Consider the following 19,153-nt stretch of genomic DNA (forward strand, 5'->3'; position numbering starts at 1 on the left):
AGGCCCTACGGCAGACCGCCCTGGCGTCACTCCCACCCGCGGCTGTTCAATGAACCTGCACACACGCCACCGGGAGAGGAGCCCTCAGTGTCACCAGCAGCCGCTCCGCCCGTCAGCGCGCGTATCCGGCAAATGCGTCTGGACCGCGGGATGAGTCTGCGGTCGCTGGCCCGGGAGATCGGGGTCTCGGCGAGCCTGGTGTCACAGATCGAGACGGGCAAGAGCCAGCCGTCCGTCAGCACGCTGTACGCGATCACGACAGCGCTCGGCATCTCCGTCGAGTCCCTCTTCGAGGCGCAGGAGTCCGTGCCGCGGATCGCGGCGGGCGCCGCCCCCGGCACCGTCCTGCACGCCCTCGCCGCCTTCGCCGCCGACCCTGGCCGGCGCATCGGCCCGCTGGTCACGCCGGGTGAGCGGGAGACGCTGGAGCTGGACTCGGGGGTCGTCTGGGAGCGTCTTGGCCATGTGCCGGGTACGGATGTCGACTTCCTGCTGGTGACCTACCGGCCCGGTGGCTCCTCCTCCAGCTCCGGCGGTCTGATGCGGCACACGGGCACCGAGTACGGCTTTCTCACCTCGGGTGAACTCGTCCTCACCCTCGGTTTCGACGAGTACCCCCTGCGCCCCGGCGACGCGGTCTGCTTCGAGTCGACGACACCGCACCGCTACCGCAACGATGGAGAGGAACCAGCCGTCGGCGTATGGTGTGTGTTCAGTAACACTTGACACTTCCGGCGGGTGGTCGTTCACTCCGAATCGGGGGTGGTCGCCATGACGATCCGCACATTCGGACCCAATGCCGTCGACTGGGAAGAGCGCGTCGACCTGGACCGGCTGCGCAAGCAGCGCCTGGCCCGGCTGAACGAACAGCTGAACCGCTCCGAGCTGGGCGCGCTGCTCAGCTTCGACTTCGCCAACATCCGCTATATGACGGCCACGCACATCGGCACCTGGGCGATGGACAAGCTGATCCGCTTCGCTCTGCTGACCCGTGGCGGCGAGCCGGTCGTCTGGGACTTCGGCTCCGCCGCCCGCCACCACCAGCTCTACAACCCCTGGCTCGACTACAGCGACGGCAAGGGCGGCCCGCCCACCGGCGCCCGCGCCGGCATCTCCACCCTCCGCGGCGCCTTCCACCCGGACGCGGGCATAGCGGAGGACGTCGCCCGGAAGATCGCGGCCGAGCTGCGCGAGCACGGCCTGGCCCAGGAACCCCTCGGCATCGACGTCGCCGAGATGCCCATCCTCACCGCCCTGCGCGCCGAGGGCATCGACGTCGTCGACGGCCAGCAGGTCTTCCTGGAGGCCCGCCGCATCAAGACCGGCGACGAGATCTCCCTGCTCACCCAGGCCTGCGCGATGGTCGACGCGGCGTACGAGGAGCTGTACGGCTATCTGCGCCCCGGCGTGCGCGAGAACGAGTGCGTCGGCGTCGTCAGCAAGGTCCTGTACGACCTCGGCAGCGAGTACGTCGAAGGCGTCAACGCCATCTCCGGTGAACGCTGTTCACCGCACCCGCACGTCTACAGCGACCGCCTGATCCGCCCCGGCGACCCCGCCTTCTTCGACATCCTGCACAGCCACCTCGGCTACCGCACCTGCTACTACCGCACCTTCGCCGTCGGCAGCGCCTCCCGCGCCCAGCGCGACGCCTACGTCCGCTGCCGGGAGTACATGGACGAGGCGATCTCCCTGGTCCGGCCGGGCGCCACCACCGCCGACATCGTCCAAGTGTGGCCGCGCGCCGAGGAGTTCGGCTTCGCGGACGAGACGGCGGCCTTCGCCCTCCAGTACGGCCATGGCGTGGGCCTGTCCATCTGGGAGAAGCCGATCTTCAGCCGTCTGGTCTCGCTCGACCACCCCGAAGTCCTCGAAGAGGGCATGGTGTTCGCGCTGGAGACGTACTGGCCCGCCGCCGACGGCTGGTCCGCCGCCCGGATCGAGGAGGAACTGGTCGTCACCGCCGACGGCTGCGAGGTCATCACCAAGTTCCCGGCGGAGGAACTGCTGGTGGCGGGACGCAAGTACTGGACGGTGGGCGGCGAGCTGAACACGCGCCGTGAGGCGCAGTCCCACCTGAACACGGGGACGGCCGATGGACGGCACTGAACTCCTCGCCCTGTACGAGCAGATGGCCGTCATCCGCCGTACGGAGAAGGCCGCCCACGACCTGTTCCTGCACGGCCTGGTCAAGGGCACGACCCACCTCGCCGCCGGACACGAGGCGATCGCCGTCGGCGCGAGCGCTGCCCTGCGCGACGACGACTACGTGTTCGCCACCTACCGCGGGCACCACCACGCCCTGGCACGCGGCGCCACCCCCGAGGAGTGCCTCGCCGAACTCATGAGCCGGGCCACCGGGCTGTGCAAGGCCAAGGGCGGCTCGATGCACCTCACCAAGGCGGCCACCGGCATGCTCGGCTCGTACGCCATCGTCGGCGCCCATCTGCCGATGGCGGCCGGCGCCGCATGGTCGGCCCGGTTGCGCGGTACCGACCAGATCGCGGTGGCCTTCTTCGGTGACGGCGCGACGAACATCGGTGCCTTCCACGAGGCCCTGAACCTGGCGGCCGTATGGAAGCTGCCGGTGCTGTTCGTGTGCGAGAACAACCTGTACATGGAGTACACGCCGATCGCCGACGTCACGGCGGTGGCACGCCCCGCCGCCGACCGGGCGCCCGCGTACGGCATCCCCGGCGAGGTCGTCGACGGCAATGACGTCGTCGCCGTCCAGGAGACGGTCGAGCCTCTAGCCAGGCGGGCCCGGGCCGGAGACGGGCCCGCCCTCATCGAGGCGCAGACCTACCGCCACTTCGGGCACAGCCGCGCCGACCCGGCGACCTACCGTCCAGCCGAGGAGGTCGAACGCTGGCTCAAGCACGACCCGCTGGACCTGGCCCGCGGACGGCTCGTCGAGCTGGGGGTGGCGCCGGAGACGGTCACCGCGGCGGACGAGCGCGCACGGGATGTCGTAGAGAAGGCGGTCGAGGCGGCGAAGGCCGCTCCCGGGCCCGATCCGGGTGAGGCGCTGACCGATGTGTGGGCCGACGGAGGTGCCGCATGGCGGACGTGACAGCCGAACGGGCCGTCGGCGCACGGGAGATCAGCTACCGGGAGGCGGTCGCCGAGGGCATCGCGCGGGAGATGCGGCGCGATCCGGCGGTGGTGTGCCTGGGCGAGGACATCGGTGAGGCCGGCGGGGTCTTCAAGACGACCGTCGGACTGCTGAAGGAGTTCGGCCCGGGGCGGGTGTGGGACACGCCCATCTCCGAACAGGCCATCGTGGGCGCGGCGATGGGCGCCGCGATGACCGGGATGCGACCCGTCGCGGAGATCATGTTCTCCGACTTCCTGGCCTGCTGCTGGGACTACCTCGCCAACGAGATACCCAAGGTCCGCTATATGACGGGCGGCCAGGTGACCGTGCCCCTCGTCGTGCGCACCGCCAACGGCGGCGGACTCGGCTTCGGCGCCCAGCACTCCCAGGCCACCGAGAACTGGGCGCTCACGATCCCCGGGCTGAAGATCGCGGCACCGTCGACGCCCGCCGACGTGATCGGCATGATGGCGGCGGCGATCCGCAGTGACGACCCCGTCGTCTTCTTCGAGCACAAGGGCCTGCTGGCGAGCAAGGGGACGCCTGCGCCGCCCGGTCATGTGGTCGAGCTGGGGAGCGCGAGGGTCGTACGCGAAGGCGCCGACGTGACGCTCGTGGCGCTCGCCTCGATGGTGCCGGTGGCACTCCAGGCCGCCGAACTGCTGGCGTCGGAAGGCATCCAGGCGGAGGTCGTCGACCTGCGCTGCCTCGTCCCGCTCGATGTCACCACCGTCCTCGCCTCGCTCGCCCGGACCTCGCGGCTCGTGACGGTCGAGGAGAACCCGTACCAGGGCGGCTGGGGCGCCACCCTCGTGTCGGTCGTCGCCGACGAAGGATTCGGTCTGCTGGACGCGCCCGTGCGCCGGGTGGCGGGGGAGTGCGTTCCGCTGCCGTTCGCCGATGCGCTGGAGGAGCAGGTCATCCCCACCGTAGAGAAGGTCGTGGCGGCGGTCCGCAGCCTCGCCGCGTATTGAACACCCCATGGGAGGAAGCACGATGACCAAGCGGACACTCCTGCGCGCCGGGCACGTCATCTCGATGGACCCCGGCATCGGAGAGCTGCCCAAGGGGGACGTCCTCATCGAGGACGGCCGGATCGCGGCGGTGCGGCCGGAGATCGACGCGGACGCCGAGATCCTCGACATGACCGGCCGTATCGTGATCCCCGGCTTCGTGGACACCCACCGCCACACCTGGGAGGCGTCGATCCGGGGCGTCGCCCCCGACGCCACCCTGGACGACTACTTCGTCGACGTCCTCGACACCTTCGCACCGCTCTACACCCCCGAGGACGTGTACGCCGCCAACCTCGCGGGATCGCTGGAGTGCCTGAACGCCGGCATCACGACCCTCGTCGACTGGTCGCACATCAACAACACGCCCGCCCACCCGGACGCCGCGATCCAGGCGCTCACGGAGACCGGCATCCGCGCCCAGTACGCGTACGGCAGCGCCAACACCTCGCTCGCCGACTACTGGTTCGACAGCAAGATCGCGATGCCGGGCGACGACGTACGGCGGATCCGCAGCACCTACTTCGCCTCCGACGACAGTCTGCTCACCATGGCACTGGCCACCCGCGGCCCCGGCTTCTGCACCAACGACGTCGTCACCGCCGAGTGGGCCCTCGCCCGCGACCTCGGCATCCCTATCACCGTGCATGTGGCGATGGGCCGGCTGGCGGGCCGCTTCGGCATGGTCAAGCAGCTGCACGACCTGGGGCTCCTCGGCGCCGACACCACCTACGTCCACTGCTGCTACTTCAGCGAGGAGGAGTGGCAGCTGGTCGCCGACAGCGGCGGTACGGTCTCGATCGCGCCGCAGGTCGAGGAGCAGATGGGGCACGGGTGGCCGCCCGTGATGAAGGCCATCGAGCACGGGCTGCGGCCGTCCCTGAGCATCGACGTCGTCACCACCGTGCCCGGCGACATGTTCACCCAGATCCGCGCTGCCTTCGGCGCCGAGCGAGCCCGCGTCAACGCCGACTGCTGGAAGGCCAACCTCCCGGTGCCCGACAACATGTTGACGGCACGTCAGATGCTGGAGATCGCGACCCGCAACGGCGCCCATGTCGCGGGCGTCGAGGACCGCACCGGCTCCCTGACCCCCGGCAAGCGCGCCGACGTCGTCGCGATCGACGCCACCGCGCTGAACGTCGCCCCGGTGCACGACGCGGCGGCAGCGGTGACACTGTCGGCGGACGTCTCCAACGTCGACACGGTCATCGTCGACGGCGTGGTCCGCAAGCGCGACGGCCGGCTCGTGGCCGACGTCGACCGGGCCCGGCGACTGGTCCAGGAGTCCCGCGACCGGCTCCTGGCCGCCAAGGAGGCGAAGAGCGCGGCATGACCAAGCACCTGGTGCGCCGAGCCGCCGACGTCCCCGAGCCGCCGTACGACGAACTCGGCCATCGGCGGCGGACGTTGGTCGGTGAGGACGACGGCAGCGTGCACACCGGCTTCGGCCTCTGCGAGCTACGGCCGGACGGCCGGGTCGCCGCCCATGTGCACTCGTACGAAGAGAGCTTCCACGTGCTCGACGGGACCGTGATCCTCGATGTGCCCGAGGGGTCCTACCTCCTCGAAGAGGGCGACTACGGCCTCCTCCCGGCCGGCGTCCCGCACGCCTGGCGCGGCACCGGGGACACGGGCGGACGGTGGGCCGACATGCTCGCCCCGGTGCCGCGGGCCCGCTACGGGTACGACACCCAGGCGGTGCCCGCGCTGCAAGCGCGCGACCCCGTCCGTATCGACGTCCGTGATCCGCGCACCCGGTCGTTCGGGCACTTCGAGCCCGGGCAGATGGACCCGGGAAAGCAGTCCCAGGATCTGCTCGCGGTCTCGGCGAGCATGCGCACCGCGCTGCTCGTCTACAGCGGCATCACCGTGAAGATGATGGTCGACAGCGACCTGGGCGCGGTCGCCTCGACGATGTTCATGGTGCAGTACGCGCCCGACGGCGTCGCGGGCAGCCACGACCACCCCTTCGAGGAGACCTATCTGATCCTGGAAGGCGTCGTGGACGCGACGTTCGACGGTTCGAGGTATCGGCTGGTGCCGGGCGACTGCGCCTGGGCGGGCGCCGGATGTGTGCACGGATTCGCCAACGCCGGTGCGGGACCCGTGCGTTGGCTGGAGACGCAGGCGCCGCAGCCGCCGGTGCGCCACTCCTACCGGTTCACGCGTGACTGGGACTATCTGAGGGAGGCCTTGGAATCATGAACAGCGTCCTCGTCGTCGGCGGTACGTCAGGCATCGGCCGCGAGTTCGCCCGGATGCGCGCGGAGCGCGGGGACGAGGTCGTGATCACCGGCCGCGACGCACACCGTTCCGACACGCTGGCCAAGGAGATCGGCGCGGCTCGCGGCCTCGCCCTGGACCTGTCGCGGCCGGGCGAGATCGCCGCGGCGCTGGCCGACGTCGGCCGCGTCGACCATCTGGTGCTCGCCGGGGTCACCCGCGACGACAACCTGGTGGACGAGTACGACATCGATGCCGCACTGAACCTGGTCACGCTGAAGCTGGTCGGCTACACGGAGGTCGTGCACGTCCTGCGGACCCGGCTGCACGACGACAGCGCCATCGTGCTGTTCGGCGGACAGGCCAAGGAACGCCCCTACCCGGGGGCCACGACGGTGGCGTCCGTCAACGCCGGGATGACCGGCCTGATGCGTGCCCTCGCCGTCCAGCTCGCCCCCGTCCGCGTCAACACCGTCCATCCCGGAGTGGTGGGCGACAGCCCGTACTGGCTGGCCAAGCCGGAGAAGGTGCTGGCGGCCCTGCGCACCGAGACACCCACCGGACGGCTCGCCACGATGGCGGACGTGGCGGACGCGGTGGACTTCCTGCTGCGCAACCGGTCCGTCAACGCCGCGGAGTTGAGCGTGGACGGGGGCTGGCTGCTGGGCTGAGCCTGTTCAGGCCTTGAGCGGGTCGTGGCCGATGGTCATCAGCCGGTGCCGACGCTGTGTCTCCTCCGGCTCCGGCTCGTTCTCCATGTCCGCCTGCTCGTTCACCGTGTCCACCACCTCGTACATCACCCGGATGTCGTCGTCCGTGAGGTCGGTGCGGCGCTTCTGCAGGATCGCCAGCACATGCTGCCCGGTCGGTGAACCGGCGTGTTCCGGAAGCGGTTCGGTCTCCTCGTCGGCGTCACTGACCCGGAGCCAGGCGGCCAGCTCCTGCGAGGTCATGTTCACCACGCGGTGGAACTCGTCCCACAGCGCGTCGAGTTCAAGGGCGTCGGTCATGATGCGCCTCTTCCGTGCGTGCTCTCGCCCGTCAGTCGCGCGGCCAGTTCTCGGCGTCGAACATCCACCGCTGCTTCTCCAGCTCGCGGGTGATGCCGATCAGCAGATCCTGGGTGACCGGATCCGGCTTCTCGGTCGCGTCGATACGCTCGCGCAGCCGTCCGATGGCCATCCCCAGCGCGTCGACGAGCAGTTGGACGACCTCCGTGTCCCGCAGCCAGCCGTCCTTCGGGCCCGGCAGCGTGAACGCCGAGGCGATCGTCTCGGGCCTGCCGTCCGGCGGCAGACCGAGCGCCGCGGCCCGCTCGGCGACCGTGTCGGCGTAGCCGCGGGCTGCCGCCACCACCTCGTCGAGCTGAAGATGGATCGAACGGAACCGTGGGCCCACGATGTTCCAGTGCGCCTGCTTCCCGATCAGTGAGAGCCCGAGCAGATCCACGAGCGTGCTCTGCAGCGCCTCCCCGGCGATCCCGCGGGCCGGTTCGGGCAGCGTGCTCGTCACGACGGTCATGGTGCGCTCCTCCTTGCGGCGTGGCGTCTGCTTCTACGGAGCAGTCGAATGCGTTCGTCCTCACCGGTGCCGCCCCAGACGCCCGAGGTCTGGCCGTTGTCCAGCGCCCACGTCAGGCACTCGTCGGAGACCGGACAGCGGGCACAGACGCGTTTGGCCTCCGCGACGTCCCGCAGCGCCGGTCCCGACGTGCCCACCGGGAAGAACAGCTCAGGGTCCTCTCCTACGCAGGCCGCACTGCGCAACCACTCCATGCGGGCGCGGGTGCCCAGGGCGAACTGGAGCAAAACACGACGAGACGAACAGGAACGAGCCACGGGAGAGCGCCGCGCGGCCGTATACATATGCGGCTCCGCCGCGATGGGGGTCCCCCCGCTCCAGCGAAGTCGAGAGTGGGGGAGCGACCAGCCACGATGGTGCCGCAGCGGACCGACGGCGCATCGCGGCACTTCCAGCGGAGCGCATGGCAGCCGCCCCGGCAAGTTCCAGTCGCCGATCACCGGCCCGGACAGGCCGAACACCGCGGCGCCATGCCCGGTCAGCACCTCGGCCAGCCCTTCGTAGCCGCCGATGTGCTCGCCGGGACCATAGGGCGAGATGGTCCTTACGGCCACCGGTTAGCTGCAACTAGCATCGGTCTCCGCATGGACACGATGACGCTCTGGCACATAACCGGCTGGGAATTCGCCGCCCTCGCCGCCGCCGCACTCCTCGTCGGCTTCTCGAAGACCGCGGTGAGCGGCGCCAACACGGTCAGCCTCGCGATCTTCGCGGCGGTGCTGCCCGCCCGCGCCTCCACCGGCGTACTGCTGCCGATCCTGATCGCCGGCGATGTGCTCGCCGTCCTCACCTACCGGCGGCACGCCCACTGGCCCACGCTGTGGCGGCTGTTCCCCGCGGTTGCCGCGGGCGTCGTCGGCGGCACGCTGTTCCTGATGTGGGCGGACGACGCGATCGTCCGGACGTCGATCGGGGCGATCCTGCTGATGATGGCCGCGGTGACGGTGTGGCGGCGGCGCAAGGCCGACGCGGAGGCGGAGCAGCCGGACTCGGTCGTCACCCGCTCCGGCCGGATCAAGGCCCGCTCGTACGGTGTCCTCGGCGGCTTCACCACCATGGTGGCCAACGCGGGCGGCCCGGTGATGTCGATGTACCTTCTCTCCGCGGGCTTCCGCAAGCTCGGCTTCCTCGGCACCTCCGCCTTCTTCTTCCTGATCGTCAACGTGTCCAAGGTGCCCTTCAGCGTCGGCCTCGGCCTGATCGATGGCAACTCGCTGCTCCTCGACGCCGCGCTCGTCGCGTTCGTCGTGCCCGGGGCGTTCATCGGCAAATGGGCGGTGGACCGCATCAACCAACGGCTGTTCGAGCGGCTGGTGATCGCGGCGACGGTGCTGGGCGGCCTGCAACTGCTCCTGCGCTGAGCTTCTATGCGGTCTTGGTGAAGTGCCCCGAAGGGGCGCGGGGAACTGCGCGACCAGCCCCCACCGGCCCGCGGATTTGTCACCGTTCCTCCAGCGGAGCGCCCAGCAGCGCCGGAAGGTCCGCGAACGAGTCGATCACATGGTCCGGCTCGCCACTCGCCGCCCGGTGCGTCTCCGGCAGATACTTGCCGGTCTTCACCAGCACCCCCGTGAGCCCGGCCCGCTGCGCCGCCAGTACGTCGGACTCGATGTCGTCGCCGATCATCAGCGCCTCGTCCGCGCCCGCACCCAGCCCTGCCAGCGCCGACGTGAAGAACGCGGCCGACGGCTTCCCGGTGACCTCGGCCTCGACCCGCGCCGCCTTCTCCAGGCCGGCCAGGAAGGCCCCGGCGTCCAGCTGCAGCCCGCCCTCGGTGCGCCAGTACAGATTGCGGTGCATGGCGACCAGCCGCGCCCCGCGCTGGACGTGCCCGAAGGCCCGGTTCAGCGCCGCATAGCCGAACTCGGGACCGGCACCGCCGACGATGACGACATCCGGGACGGTGTCCGTGTCCGCCTCGTCCAGCATCTCCACACCGCCGAGGTCCTCCCGGATGTCCCCGCTGTTCAGCAGGGCGCACCGCGCACCGGGACAGTGCTCGGCGAGATACGCGGCGGTGACCGCGGGCGCGGTCAGGATGTCGTCGGCGGACACCGGGAAACCGGCCTCCGCCAGCGTCCCGGCGATCGACGCGCGGGTCCTGGACGTCGTATTGGTGACCAGCGCGACCGGGAGACCCGCCGAGCGGATCTCCCGCAGCGCCTCGACCGTGCCCGGCAGCGGCCGCCAGGAGACGGTGAGGACTCCGTCGATGTCGATGAGTACGGCGCGTACGGATGCCATGTCCGTGACGATAGCGATCGAGCCGCCGGGCGCATCTCAGGGAGCGATCCCGACACCCTCGACCCTGCTCCAGGACTTCTCCTGCGCGGCCGTCATGGCGGGCCGGCGCAGCCCGCCTGGCCGGGGTTCGACCCGTGAGGCGTACGACGAAGGGCGGAAGTCAGGATCGTAGAAACAGCCGGTGCCGTACGTCCGGTCGAACGCGGCGCACGACGCCGACACCGACCGCGGGCTCGGCTTCCGCCCCGTACGCACCCAAGTGTCCAGCGTGGCAAGGGAGTTGGCGTACTCGGCATCGCTCAGCTCGCTGTGCTCCTGCTCCCGCGTGAACGTCTGCACCAGATAGCGGTCCCGGTGGGCGCCCTGAAGCGTCGCCCGGTACGCCGCCTCGTGCTCGACGAACGCCGTCGGGTCGTCGATCGCGTGCAGGGTCAGCACGGGGATCGTGACCTTGCCGGTGAGGTCGCTGTCGTACGACAGATCACGTACGGCGGACGGATCGGCGCCGAACCGCTCGACTCCGGCGTTCAGTGCCGCGTCGTCGTGGGAACCGGAGTACCGCACGCCCTGGTTGCCGAACGGATTCCGGCCGCCGAGACGGTCGTGCACGATGTCGCGGAACGTGAAGGTCGCGAACCGCAGATGCGACTCCAGGGTGCGCTCCGGGATCTTCGTGACGGCCAGGATGTCGTCGAGATTGCGCTGCTGCGCCGGGGTCCGGTCGGGCGGGGCGGAGGCGTAGCCGGTGCACTCCTGCAACCGCGCCCGCAGCCCCGCGGCCGTCATGGCCGAGTCGGCGCGCAGCCCCTGCCACAGCGGATACCGGGCTTCGCTCGGGCGCGGATGGTTGCGGCAGTAGTACTGGTAGACCACGCGCAGGTCGACGCGGTAGTCGTAGCCGCGGGAACCGCCCGCGAGGACGCCGTTGGTGAGCAGCGCACCGTCGTACGGCCCGCGCCGGGTGCCGTATGTCTCCACCACCTTGGCGGCGACGTTCCCGCCCCACGACTGGCCGTGCACATACGTCCGCCGCGGCTCGCCGAACTCGCCGACGAACAGCCGTCGTACGTTCTCGGTGTCGGCGGCGGCCATCCGGGTGCCGTAGCCGCCGCGGCGGTACGACGACCCCGCCCACGCATACCCCTCGTCGACCAGCACCGACCAGCGGCCCAGGTCGTCGAGGCTGCGGGCGGGGTCGGAGCCGGTGCCGAGGTCCGGGCCGCCGTGGGAGTGGACGACGAGCGAGCCGTTCCAGTCGTCGGGGACGGCGATGGCGTAGTAGGCGCCTTGGGCGTCCTGGCCGGTGTAGCAACGCGCCCGGTCGGCGAGGTCGGCCGGGCAGGCGACGGAGGCCGGGCGGGGCGGGCCCGCCTGGGCGGACGGGGCGGCGGTGAGCGTGCCGGCGGCGACCAGCGCCAGACAGGCGGTGAGTCCCGCCCATACACAGGACCAGCGGTTGCACGTTCTCGACCTGTACAAGGCACGGCTCCTTGTCCTAGTCGGCGCACCGTCGCGCCGTGCGCCGAGATGCTAGGAAGGCGAGGGGAGCAGGAGAACGGTCCGATCGGTTCTGTTCATAGTGTTCGCAACAGGAAGGGGAGTCACGAGGGGAGTTACGGGGGACCGAGGCCTCGGCCGTAGGCTCGCCCCATGTCCCCGCACATCCTCGTCCTCGGTGGTACGACCGAGGCCCGCCGCCTGGCCGCCGACCTGGCGGCACGGCCCGGCGTCCACGTCACCACGTCGCTCGCGGGGCGCGTGTCGAAGCCGGGGGCGGTCGAAGGGGACGTACGCATCGGGGGTTTCGGCGGCGCGGCCGGCCTGGCCGACTGGCTGCGCGCACACCATGTGGACGCCCTCGTCGACGCCACGCACCCGTTCGCCGAGTCGATCACGGCGAACGCGGCCGAGGCGGCAACGGCGACCGGGCTGCCGCTGCTCGTCCTGCGCCGCCCGGGCTGGCAGCAGGGACCCGAGGACCGCTGGCACGCGGTCACCTCGCTGGACGCGGCGGCCGACCTGCTGCCTCGACTCGGCCACCGCGTCTTCCTCACCACCGGCCGACTCGGCCTGGCGGCCTTCGCCCACCTCACCGACCTGCACTTCGTCGTACGGTCGGTGGACCCGCCCGAACCGCCCATGCCCCCGGACACCGAAGTCCTGCTGTCCCGCGGCCCGTTCACGGTCCCCGACGAGAAAGCCCTGCTGCACGTCCACCGCATCGACGTCCTCGTCACCAAGGACAGCGGCGGGCAGGCCACCGCGGCGAAACTCACGGCCGCCCGCGAACTCGCCCTGCCGGTCGTGGTCGTACGACGCCCGCCCTTGCCACGGGGCGTCAGCGCGGTGCCTGACGTGGCGGGTGTGTTGGACCGGCTGGGTCTCGGCGGGGCGTGACGGAGGTCCGGATGCGGTCGATGGCGTGCAGCAGGGGCGGGTGCGCACGCGGGGCGGGCTGCAGTGGTGGGGTTCCCAGTCGCCGCTCGCCTACGACTCCTCCGGCTTCCGGCGCCGCAGCAGATACGTGTCCATGATCCAGCCCTTGCGCTCCCTGGCCTCGGCACGCAGCCGCTCGATGCGGGGGGCGGCCTCGGCGATCGGGCCGGAGGCGAGGATCTCGTCGGGTGTGCCTATGTAGGCGCCCCAGTAGATGTCCATGTCCTGGTCGGCGTACTGCCGGAAGGCCTGGTGGGCGTCGAGCATCACGACCACGTCGTCCACGCCGTCCGGGAAACCTTCGGCGAGCCGCCGCCCGGTGGTGATCTGCACGGGCCGCGCCACCCGGTTCAGCCCCGTCCGGTGCCGGGCGACGAGCGCCGAGACACTGCTGATGCCCGGCACGACGTCGTACTCGAAGGCCACCGCGCCCCGCTCCAGCACCTCCTCGAGAATCCCGAGCGTGCTGTCGTACAGGGCGGGGTCGCCCCACACCAGGAACGCGCCGCTCTCGTGCTCGCCCAGGTCCTCGACGATCATCCGCTCGTAGATGTCGGCACGGGCGCTGCGCCAGTCACCGACGGCGGGGGAGTACGCCGAGCCGCCCGCGGACCGGTCCCGCTCCGGGTCGCGCGCCGCCACCACGCGATACGTCCCCTCGGGCACATGTGCGTCGAGTATGTCCCGGCGGAGCTGGACCAGGTCGGACTTCACCTCGCCCTTGTCCAGGACGAAGAACACGTCCGTGCTCCGCAGCGCCTTGACCGCCTGCAGGGTCAGCTGGCCGGGGTCGCCAGCGCCGATACCGATGACATGAATCTTTCGCACGCCCCCGAGTCTGCCGCACGCCACTGACAACGCATGCGGCACCTCCTGTGAGCCCCTACTCGGCCCGTCCTACGAGCCCCCGCGCAGCCGGGGCGCCCGCGCCCCCGCGTCGACGGCGACCCCGTCCCGCTCCACGTCGTCCGCCAGCCGCCGCGCCCAGACCACGACACCGGCGAGATCCATCCCGTACGGCCGCGGCTCCCCGCAGCCCGACGCCCACTCCTCGACGGCTCCGGCCCCACGCCGCAGCAGCCGGACCCCGCCGGTGAGATTCCCGCGGGCCGTGTGGGTGAGCCCCACGGCGAGCTGGGCCAGCCCCCGCCACAGGGCGCGCTCCGTCGCGGGACCCGATTTCCAGGCGTCCTCGAAGACCTCGTGCGCATGGAACGGCTTCCCCGCATCCAGCAGCTCCTGCGCCTCGGCCACGGTCCGCTCCGGACTGCGCACGACCCCCTCCGGCTGCCGCGCCACGCCTTCCTCGCCGTACGGCAACGGCCGCCCGAGCCCGTCCCGCGGCCGGGCATTGCGTGCCCGCCCCTCACGGTCCCGATCCCGCGCCCCGACCGGCCCTCCCGAAGATGTAGTGCCCATACCTCGATTCTGCCCCGCCCCATCCCCTTTCGGCGCCGCCCCCGACGTGCGGTAAAGTTCTGTCTCGCGCGCTCACGCGGATCACCGCGAGACAGCGCACCGGGACGTGGCGCAGCTTGGTAGCGCACTTGACTGGGGGTCAAGGGGTCGCAGGTTCAAATCCTGTCGTCCCGACGGTGTGAAGGGTCTTCGCAGGCGAGAGCCTGTGGGGGCCCTTTTCGTGTGGGTCGTTTCCGATCTTCGAGGTTGAGCATGCCGCTCATCCCAGCAGTGCGTTGGACACGGCGACTCGCGGTGTGTCCTGCTGGGAGAGCATCCGGCGGTTCGGGCGGCTGGTCGAAGGTGACGCAGCGGTCGCTGTCGGCGGGCCGGCGATCGGGCCGATAAGGCCGGCGACCCGGCGCCGTGTGCCCGCTCAGGAGGAGGCGTCGGCGGTCAGGGCCATGATGTTCCCTCGGTGCTCGACGAAGAGGTAGTTCCCTTCGGCGGCCACGGGATCCGGTTGGCCCGGGTCGCTCATCTCGAACAGCGGCTTGTCCGCCGGCCGGAGTGTCCGGGGATCGAGCCAGGACAGCCGCCAGGAGATCGCCTCGCCGTTGCCGCCCTCCTCGAACGTCTCGAACCGGTAGGCGGCGGCGTCGTCGGCACTGCCGTACCAACCGAGGAGGTGGAGGTTGCCGTCCCTCGTCTCAGGGATGTCGTCGGCCCAGGTCTGCAGCACCTCGCCGCTGTCGGCGTCCAGCAGGGCGTACTCGTCCCTGCGGCTGGTGGGGCGGGCGAGCAGGCGGCCCCCGAACGTGCCCCCCAGCGGCAGTTCGACCAGCGACAAGGTGTCCGGGTACGGATCCGTCCTGCGCCAGCGCACCTCCCCGGCCGCGGTGTCGACGGAGACGATGTCCCCACCGTCCGAGAGGGACCGCTGCACGACCGCCGTGCCGTCGGACCCCAGCACGGCCGCGTGGACGGGGCAGCTGGTGCCGCCCGTGAACAGCGGGATGGTGTCGGCCGGGGCGACCCGCGCGCCGGAGCGGTCAAGCGTGGTCAGCGCGGTCTCGTCGCAGCTTCCGGATGTCAGCAGCGCGGCCTCGTCCCCCGCGTCGGCGATCAGCCAGGTGTAGCCGGCGTCCCTGGCGGGCACGCGGCGGAGCTCGCGCACGTGGCCGGTCGTGAAGTCCAGCGCCGCGGCGGCCCGCACGCCCTTCTCCGGCTCCCCTTCCATCAGCAGGTAGCCCGGCGCGCGCACCAGCGGCCACTCGAACCCCATCGGGTGGCCCCCGATGACACGCCAGCCCTGCGCGGTCGGGGGCAGCTCGTAGGTCGCGGTGATGTCCCCGGTGGCAAGGTCGAGTCGGACGGCGACGTCGCCGGTGAGCAGGGCGATGGCGTTCCGTTCGCCATCGACGACGAAGCCGCAGCCGACGTCCGGTGATCCGATGAAGGTGGACCAGTGCTCCTCGCCGGTATCAAGGTCCACGGCGCTCAGCCGCGTTCCGGACGGGAGATACGTATTGGGCCCATCCGGCGGTTCGATCGCGCACAGCACCGCGAGGCCGACGTCGGGGAGCGGCACGGCCCACTGCGCCCGCGCGGTCCAGGCCAGGCCGAACCCGGCCGGCACGGACGCGTCGAATGGCGGCCCGTCGCGCTGGGCCGGCTCCAGGTCGGCGGGGACACCGGCCGGTCCTTCGGCACGGTCGAAGGCGGTCTGGGCGGTCCTTTCGCTCACATGGTCCGTGGCAGCCCCGCCCACGGCCAGAGACGCGGCGCCCAGGACAGTGACGCTCACGGCCCCGACGACGGCGTATGCCCCGGACCGCCAACCCCTCGCCGGCGCAGGCCCGTTGGCTCGCAGCGCGAAGGCGACGGCAAGCAGCGAGGCCGTCACGACCAGGACCCCGGCCGCGAAGTCACCGGCCTCCGGCAGCCCGATGCCGAGCAGTTGGTCGTCCAATGTCTCGGGCACGGGCGCGAACCAGGCCGCGAGCAGTACGACGGCCCCGGTGCCGGCGAGCACGACGGCGGCGAGCACGTGCGCCCACCGCCGCCGGACCAGCGGCAACGCGAAACCGACGAGCGCCGGGGCCAGGAACGTCTTGGGCAGGTTGCCAAGCACCAGCAGCACGCCCACCCCCACCCCGAGTGCGACGAACGCGCCTGTGCTCGGCCACAAGAGCCGGTCACCTGCTCGGCAGCTGTTACCCGTCATGCTGCCGAGTCTGCGGTCGAAGACCGGGACCCCTCCCGGAAGCAAACGGGTCGGCCGAGTTGTCCGAACCCGGCCCCTCGCCTCTGCCTGTTCCAGCGTCGCCAGTACGCCCCAGGAGGGCGTCACAGGCGGTCGACGGTTCGAGCGGATCGTCTCCGGACACTGGCGGCACTGGCGCCACGAGCGCTACTCCGAGGAACTCTGGCGTCGATGACACACCTGGGCGCCCTGTCGCTGCCGGGCCACGGGAGTGGACCGTCTGGTCCCGCGCCCATCGTCTCCTCGCCCGGCCGAACAGTGATCGCGGCCGTGGAACCGATGTACAGAGCACCCTCGCACTCCACCTCAGCGCCTGGGCACGCAAGAACCTGCTGGTCAAGACCGCGCCCGCAACCTACCGACTCCCCGAACAGCCAGTGACAGCCGCCCCCGCAAAGCCGCTAGCCGCCACGAACACGCCACCAGCCAGGGCTACCTGACAAACCAGCATGAATCATAGCTTTCTGGCATTGCCTCGCGGCCTCCGGCCGCGCCATGGAGCGGCGGTGAGGCGTGCTATACGCCTGCGACAAGGTCGACAAGCGTGGTGATCAGGGCTTCCTCGCTGACTCCGGCGGGCGGGTGTCCGAAGAAGCGGACCGACAGGTGGTAGCCGGTGAGCGCGAACGTGATGACTGCCGCGAGGGCCTCCGCGTCACGCGTCAGGATCGCCCCGGCTGCCATCCAGCCGGCTAGGCGCTGCGAACGGATACTGACGTTGCGGGCGACCAAGAGCTCGCCGAGATGGTCGACCGATGTTCCGAGATGGTCGCGCTCGCGTGCGACGAGCTCCATGAGCGGGTGGAGCCGCCGCAGATTGCCGAGTCGGCGCTCGAACTCGAGCGCGAGCGCGGCCCGCACGTCGCCTCCGGTCTCTTCGGGCTCGGGGCCGGTCTGCCGCTCGGCGTTGGTGCGGTCGACCTCGCGGTCGACGACCGCCTGGAGCACCTCCTTCTTCGACCGGAAGTGCCGATAGAAGCTGCCGCTCCCGGCTGACAGGCCCGCCGACGCCTCGATCTGCGTCACGGTCGTCCCGGCGAATCCTTCCCGCAGGAACAGATCCCACGCCGCGTCAAGGATCCTCGTCCGCGTTGGCACTGACATAGGCGCAATTGTAAGGAGAAGGAGGAGAGCCACTACGTGCCCAGGGCCTGGGTGATCTTCTTACGATGCAAGAAGGTTCTTGCACCGGCGCCGTCGAACTGCCAGGCTGCCAAACATGAGTACCCGTCACTTATTCTCACTCGCGGGATCGATCGCCCTGGCGTGCCTGCTGGTTCAGGTTCACGCGCAGCCGGTCAAGGCCGCGGACGCGAACACGTCTCCGGCCATGGCTACGGCTCAGCGGCCGATGCTGGACTTCGATCCGGACAAGGGCACCCTTGACGGCTCACCGGTCGACCACCTGCCCGACCACATCCGGCTGCTGGACATCCAGCTGCCGAACGGCGGCGCACCGCAGCGTGCCGATTGGTCTCCCGACGGGAAGCGCCTTGCTTTCCTCGACGCTCCGATCGGTGACCTCTGGGAGTACGACCTGGCGACCGGCGCGAGCCGCAATCTGACCAAGACGTCTGCGCTCCAGGGGGGAGTGCTACGGGCGCACCACCTGAGCAACGGCGACATCGTCATGTGCGCGGTGGATGAGCGCAGCGCCGACGACCCCGAGGGCGACCGCTTCCGCGGCGAACTGTGGGTGCTCCAGCGGCCTTTGGGCACACGTGCCCCGGTCCGTCTCGGCGAGAGCTGCTGGGAGGGCGTCGCGGTGTCCAAGCAATCCGGTTCCACCCGCATCGCATGGAACCAGTCGACCATCGACTTCACCAAGCCGGACGTGATCGTCGACGCCCTGTTCGGCCAGTCGAAGATCCTGACGGGTCGAATCGTCTACCGCAACGGCATACCGGAGATCGCCGACCGGAAGGTTGCCCTCGACAAGCGCGATGTCTCCCTGACCACACCCGCCGTCGAGGCTCAGGACTTCCGATCCCTGCCCGACGGGGATGCCGACCCCGACGACGAACTGATCTTCTCCGCCTACTTCCACAAGGGCGGACAGGCCATGGGCGTCAACCTCGACACCGGCGCCGTCAAGGACTACGCGCCGACCTCGCTGCTCTTCGACGAAGCGGAAGGCACTGACCCGGCCGGCCGTTACATGATGGTCGAGCGAGACTTCGCCATCTCCCTGTTCCCCGGCATGGTCGACATCTGGCGCCTTTCGCTGGATGGCTCCGGGACGTTCGAGCGGATGACCACGTTCAACCACTACAAGGGCTTCGGGGCCAACAACCCGGTCGTATCGCCCGACGGCACGCAAATGGCCTTCGGACTGAAAGTGGACGGCGGTGCCGAGGGCGAGGGCGACGGCATCCTCCTGATGGACCTCAGCAGCTGAGGCAGGGACCAGTTCGAAGGGGAGGTATCGGGCCAGGGCGCCGAGATGCCCCGGAGCGAACACGCCGCAGGCCGTTGTGAAGGTCTGAGTCGGCGTCGTCGTGCCGCACTGGTCCGTCAACGGGACCTCCGGTGTTGGTCTGTCCTGGTCGACGTCGAGGCGAAGACCGTCTACGCGGTCACCAGCCTCCCGCTCGACCAGGCCAGCCCGGCGCAACTCGCCGAACTCGTACAGGACCACTGGTCAGTTGAGGCCCTGCACCACATCAGAGACGTCACCTACGGCGAGGACGCCTCGCGAGTACGCACCGGCACCGCACCCCGCGCCATGGCCACCTTGCGCAACCTCGCCAATCGGACTCATGCGCCAAGCAGGCTGGACCAACATCGCCGCCGCAGCCGATCACTACCGGTCACGCCCTCAGCACGCGACAGCCATGCTCCGACTCACAGCCTGAGAACGCGTCGCCCCTGGGGTAAGGGGTCGCAGGTTCA

At 70.5% G+C, this 19,153-nt stretch carries 19 protein-coding genes, 1 tRNA gene and 1 pseudogene; 12 read left to right on the forward strand and 9 right to left on the reverse strand.

Annotated features, from left to right (window positions below):
* The first annotated feature begins 87 nt into the window (after window positions 1–87).
* The 7 genes from QQY66_RS43890 to QQY66_RS43920 are packed head-to-tail and all read left to right on the forward strand — an operon-like array spanning window position 88 to window position 7,007.
* Complete coding sequence (locus tag QQY66_RS43890) at window positions 88–726, forward strand: helix-turn-helix domain-containing protein (RefSeq protein WP_301986035.1); 639 nt, start codon at window positions 88–90, stop codon at window positions 724–726.
* A gap of 45 nt (window positions 727–771) precedes the next feature.
* Complete coding sequence (locus QQY66_RS43895) at window positions 772–2,109, forward strand: Xaa-Pro peptidase family protein (protein ID WP_301986036.1); 1,338 nt, start codon at window positions 772–774, stop codon at window positions 2,107–2,109.
* Window positions 2,096–3,073 carry a thiamine pyrophosphate-dependent dehydrogenase E1 component subunit alpha gene (locus QQY66_RS43900; RefSeq protein ID WP_301986037.1) on the forward strand — a complete coding sequence of 326 codons (978 nt, stop codon included), beginning with the start codon at window positions 2,096–2,098 and terminating at the stop codon, window positions 3,071–3,073. The genes QQY66_RS43895 and QQY66_RS43900 overlap by 14 nt, the downstream gene beginning before the upstream one ends.
* Window positions 3,061–4,071, forward strand: coding sequence for an alpha-ketoacid dehydrogenase subunit beta (locus QQY66_RS43905; RefSeq protein WP_301986039.1), 1,011 nt, complete (start codon window positions 3,061–3,063; stop codon window positions 4,069–4,071). Before QQY66_RS43900 ends, QQY66_RS43905 begins: the two co-directional genes overlap by 13 nt.
* Window positions 4,072–4,093: 22 nt before the next feature.
* Window positions 4,094–5,446, forward strand: coding sequence for an amidohydrolase family protein (locus QQY66_RS43910; protein ID WP_301986040.1), 1,353 nt, complete (start codon window positions 4,094–4,096; stop codon window positions 5,444–5,446).
* A complete protein-coding gene (locus QQY66_RS43915; RefSeq protein WP_301986041.1) occupies window positions 5,443–6,318 on the forward strand; it encodes a cupin domain-containing protein in 876 nt (291 codons plus the stop codon). Before QQY66_RS43910 ends, QQY66_RS43915 begins: the two co-directional genes overlap by 4 nt.
* Window positions 6,315–7,007 (forward strand): SDR family oxidoreductase, encoded by a 693-nt coding sequence (locus tag QQY66_RS43920; RefSeq protein WP_301986042.1) that lies wholly within the window; start codon window positions 6,315–6,317, stop codon window positions 7,005–7,007. The genes QQY66_RS43915 and QQY66_RS43920 overlap by 4 nt, the downstream gene beginning before the upstream one ends.
* 6 nt (window positions 7,008–7,013) lie before the next feature.
* Here QQY66_RS43920 and QQY66_RS43925 read toward each other — a convergent pair whose 3' ends face one another.
* The 3 genes from QQY66_RS43925 to QQY66_RS43935 are packed head-to-tail and all read right to left on the reverse strand — an operon-like array spanning window position 7,014 to window position 8,111.
* Complete coding sequence (locus QQY66_RS43925) at window positions 7,014–7,346, reverse strand: DUF3140 domain-containing protein (protein WP_301986043.1); 333 nt, start codon at window positions 7,344–7,346, stop codon at window positions 7,014–7,016.
* A gap of 31 nt (window positions 7,347–7,377) precedes the next feature.
* On the reverse strand, window positions 7,378–7,857 hold the full coding sequence (locus tag QQY66_RS43930) for a Dps family protein (protein WP_301986044.1): 480 nt from the start codon (window positions 7,855–7,857) through the stop codon (window positions 7,378–7,380).
* The gene (locus QQY66_RS43935; RefSeq protein WP_301987697.1) at window positions 7,854–8,111 is read right to left on the reverse strand and encodes a WhiB family transcriptional regulator; all 258 of its coding nucleotides are present in this window, start codon (window positions 8,109–8,111) and stop codon (window positions 7,854–7,856) included. The genes QQY66_RS43930 and QQY66_RS43935 overlap by 4 nt, the downstream gene beginning before the upstream one ends.
* A 390-nt stretch (window positions 8,112–8,501) precedes the next feature.
* On the opposite strand from QQY66_RS43935, the gene QQY66_RS43940 reads away from it, so the two are divergent.
* On the forward strand, window positions 8,502–9,278 hold the full coding sequence (locus QQY66_RS43940) for a sulfite exporter TauE/SafE family protein (protein WP_301986045.1): 777 nt from the start codon (window positions 8,502–8,504) through the stop codon (window positions 9,276–9,278).
* 79 nt (window positions 9,279–9,357) lie between these two features.
* Here QQY66_RS43940 and QQY66_RS43945 read toward each other — a convergent pair whose 3' ends face one another.
* Entirely contained in the window at window positions 9,358–10,161 is an 804-nt protein-coding gene (locus QQY66_RS43945; protein ID WP_301986046.1) for an HAD-IIA family hydrolase, read from the reverse strand.
* 36 nt (window positions 10,162–10,197) lie between these two features.
* Window positions 10,198–11,580 (reverse strand): hypothetical protein, encoded by a 1,383-nt coding sequence (locus QQY66_RS43950; protein ID WP_301987698.1) that lies wholly within the window; start codon window positions 11,578–11,580, stop codon window positions 10,198–10,200.
* 231 nt (window positions 11,581–11,811) lie between these two features.
* On the opposite strand from QQY66_RS43950, the gene QQY66_RS43955 reads away from it, so the two are divergent.
* Window positions 11,812–12,558, forward strand: coding sequence for a cobalt-precorrin-6A reductase (locus QQY66_RS43955; protein WP_301986047.1), 747 nt, complete (start codon window positions 11,812–11,814; stop codon window positions 12,556–12,558).
* 90 nt (window positions 12,559–12,648) lie between these two features.
* Here the strand turns inward: QQY66_RS43955 and cobF are convergent, their stop codons facing one another.
* Together cobF and QQY66_RS43965 are read right to left on the reverse strand one after the other, a co-directional pair.
* Window positions 12,649–13,425: a precorrin-6A synthase (deacetylating) gene (gene cobF / locus QQY66_RS43960; protein WP_301986049.1), complete on the reverse strand. Its 777-nt coding sequence runs from the start codon at window positions 13,423–13,425 to the stop codon at window positions 12,649–12,651.
* Between the two features lie 69 nt (window positions 13,426–13,494).
* The gene (locus QQY66_RS43965) at window positions 13,495–14,016 is read right to left on the reverse strand and encodes a DUF309 domain-containing protein (RefSeq protein ID WP_301986050.1); all 522 of its coding nucleotides are present in this window, start codon (window positions 14,014–14,016) and stop codon (window positions 13,495–13,497) included.
* A gap of 100 nt (window positions 14,017–14,116) precedes the next feature.
* Here QQY66_RS43965 and QQY66_RS43970 point away from each other — a divergent pair.
* Window positions 14,117–14,190: transfer RNA gene (locus tag QQY66_RS43970), tRNA-Pro, on the forward strand.
* A gap of 241 nt (window positions 14,191–14,431) precedes the next feature.
* Here the strand turns inward: QQY66_RS43970 and QQY66_RS43975 are convergent.
* Window positions 14,432–16,222 carry a hypothetical protein gene (locus QQY66_RS43975; RefSeq protein ID WP_301986052.1) on the reverse strand — a complete coding sequence of 597 codons (1,791 nt, stop codon included), beginning with the start codon at window positions 16,220–16,222 and terminating at the stop codon, window positions 14,432–14,434.
* Between the two features lie 555 nt (window positions 16,223–16,777).
* Window positions 16,778–17,365 (reverse strand): TetR/AcrR family transcriptional regulator, encoded by a 588-nt coding sequence (locus QQY66_RS43980; protein ID WP_301986054.1) that lies wholly within the window; start codon window positions 17,363–17,365, stop codon window positions 16,778–16,780.
* 226 nt (window positions 17,366–17,591) lie between these two features.
* Here QQY66_RS43980 and QQY66_RS43985 point away from each other — a divergent pair, with 226 nt between their 5' ends.
* Together QQY66_RS43985 and QQY66_RS43990 are read left to right on the forward strand one after the other, a co-directional pair.
* Entirely contained in the window at window positions 17,592–18,659 is a 1,068-nt protein-coding gene (locus tag QQY66_RS43985; protein ID WP_301986055.1) for a hypothetical protein, read from the forward strand.
* Window positions 18,660–18,821: 162 nt separating this feature from the next.
* Window positions 18,822–19,116, forward strand: a pseudogene (locus tag QQY66_RS43990) (ISAs1 family transposase); the annotation flags it as partial.
* Window positions 19,117–19,153: the final 37 nt, after the last annotated feature.

Origin of the sequence: Streptomyces sp. DG2A-72 (genome assembly GCF_030499575.1) — a bacterium.
Taxonomy (GTDB): domain Bacteria; phylum Actinomycetota; class Actinomycetes; order Streptomycetales; family Streptomycetaceae; genus Streptomyces.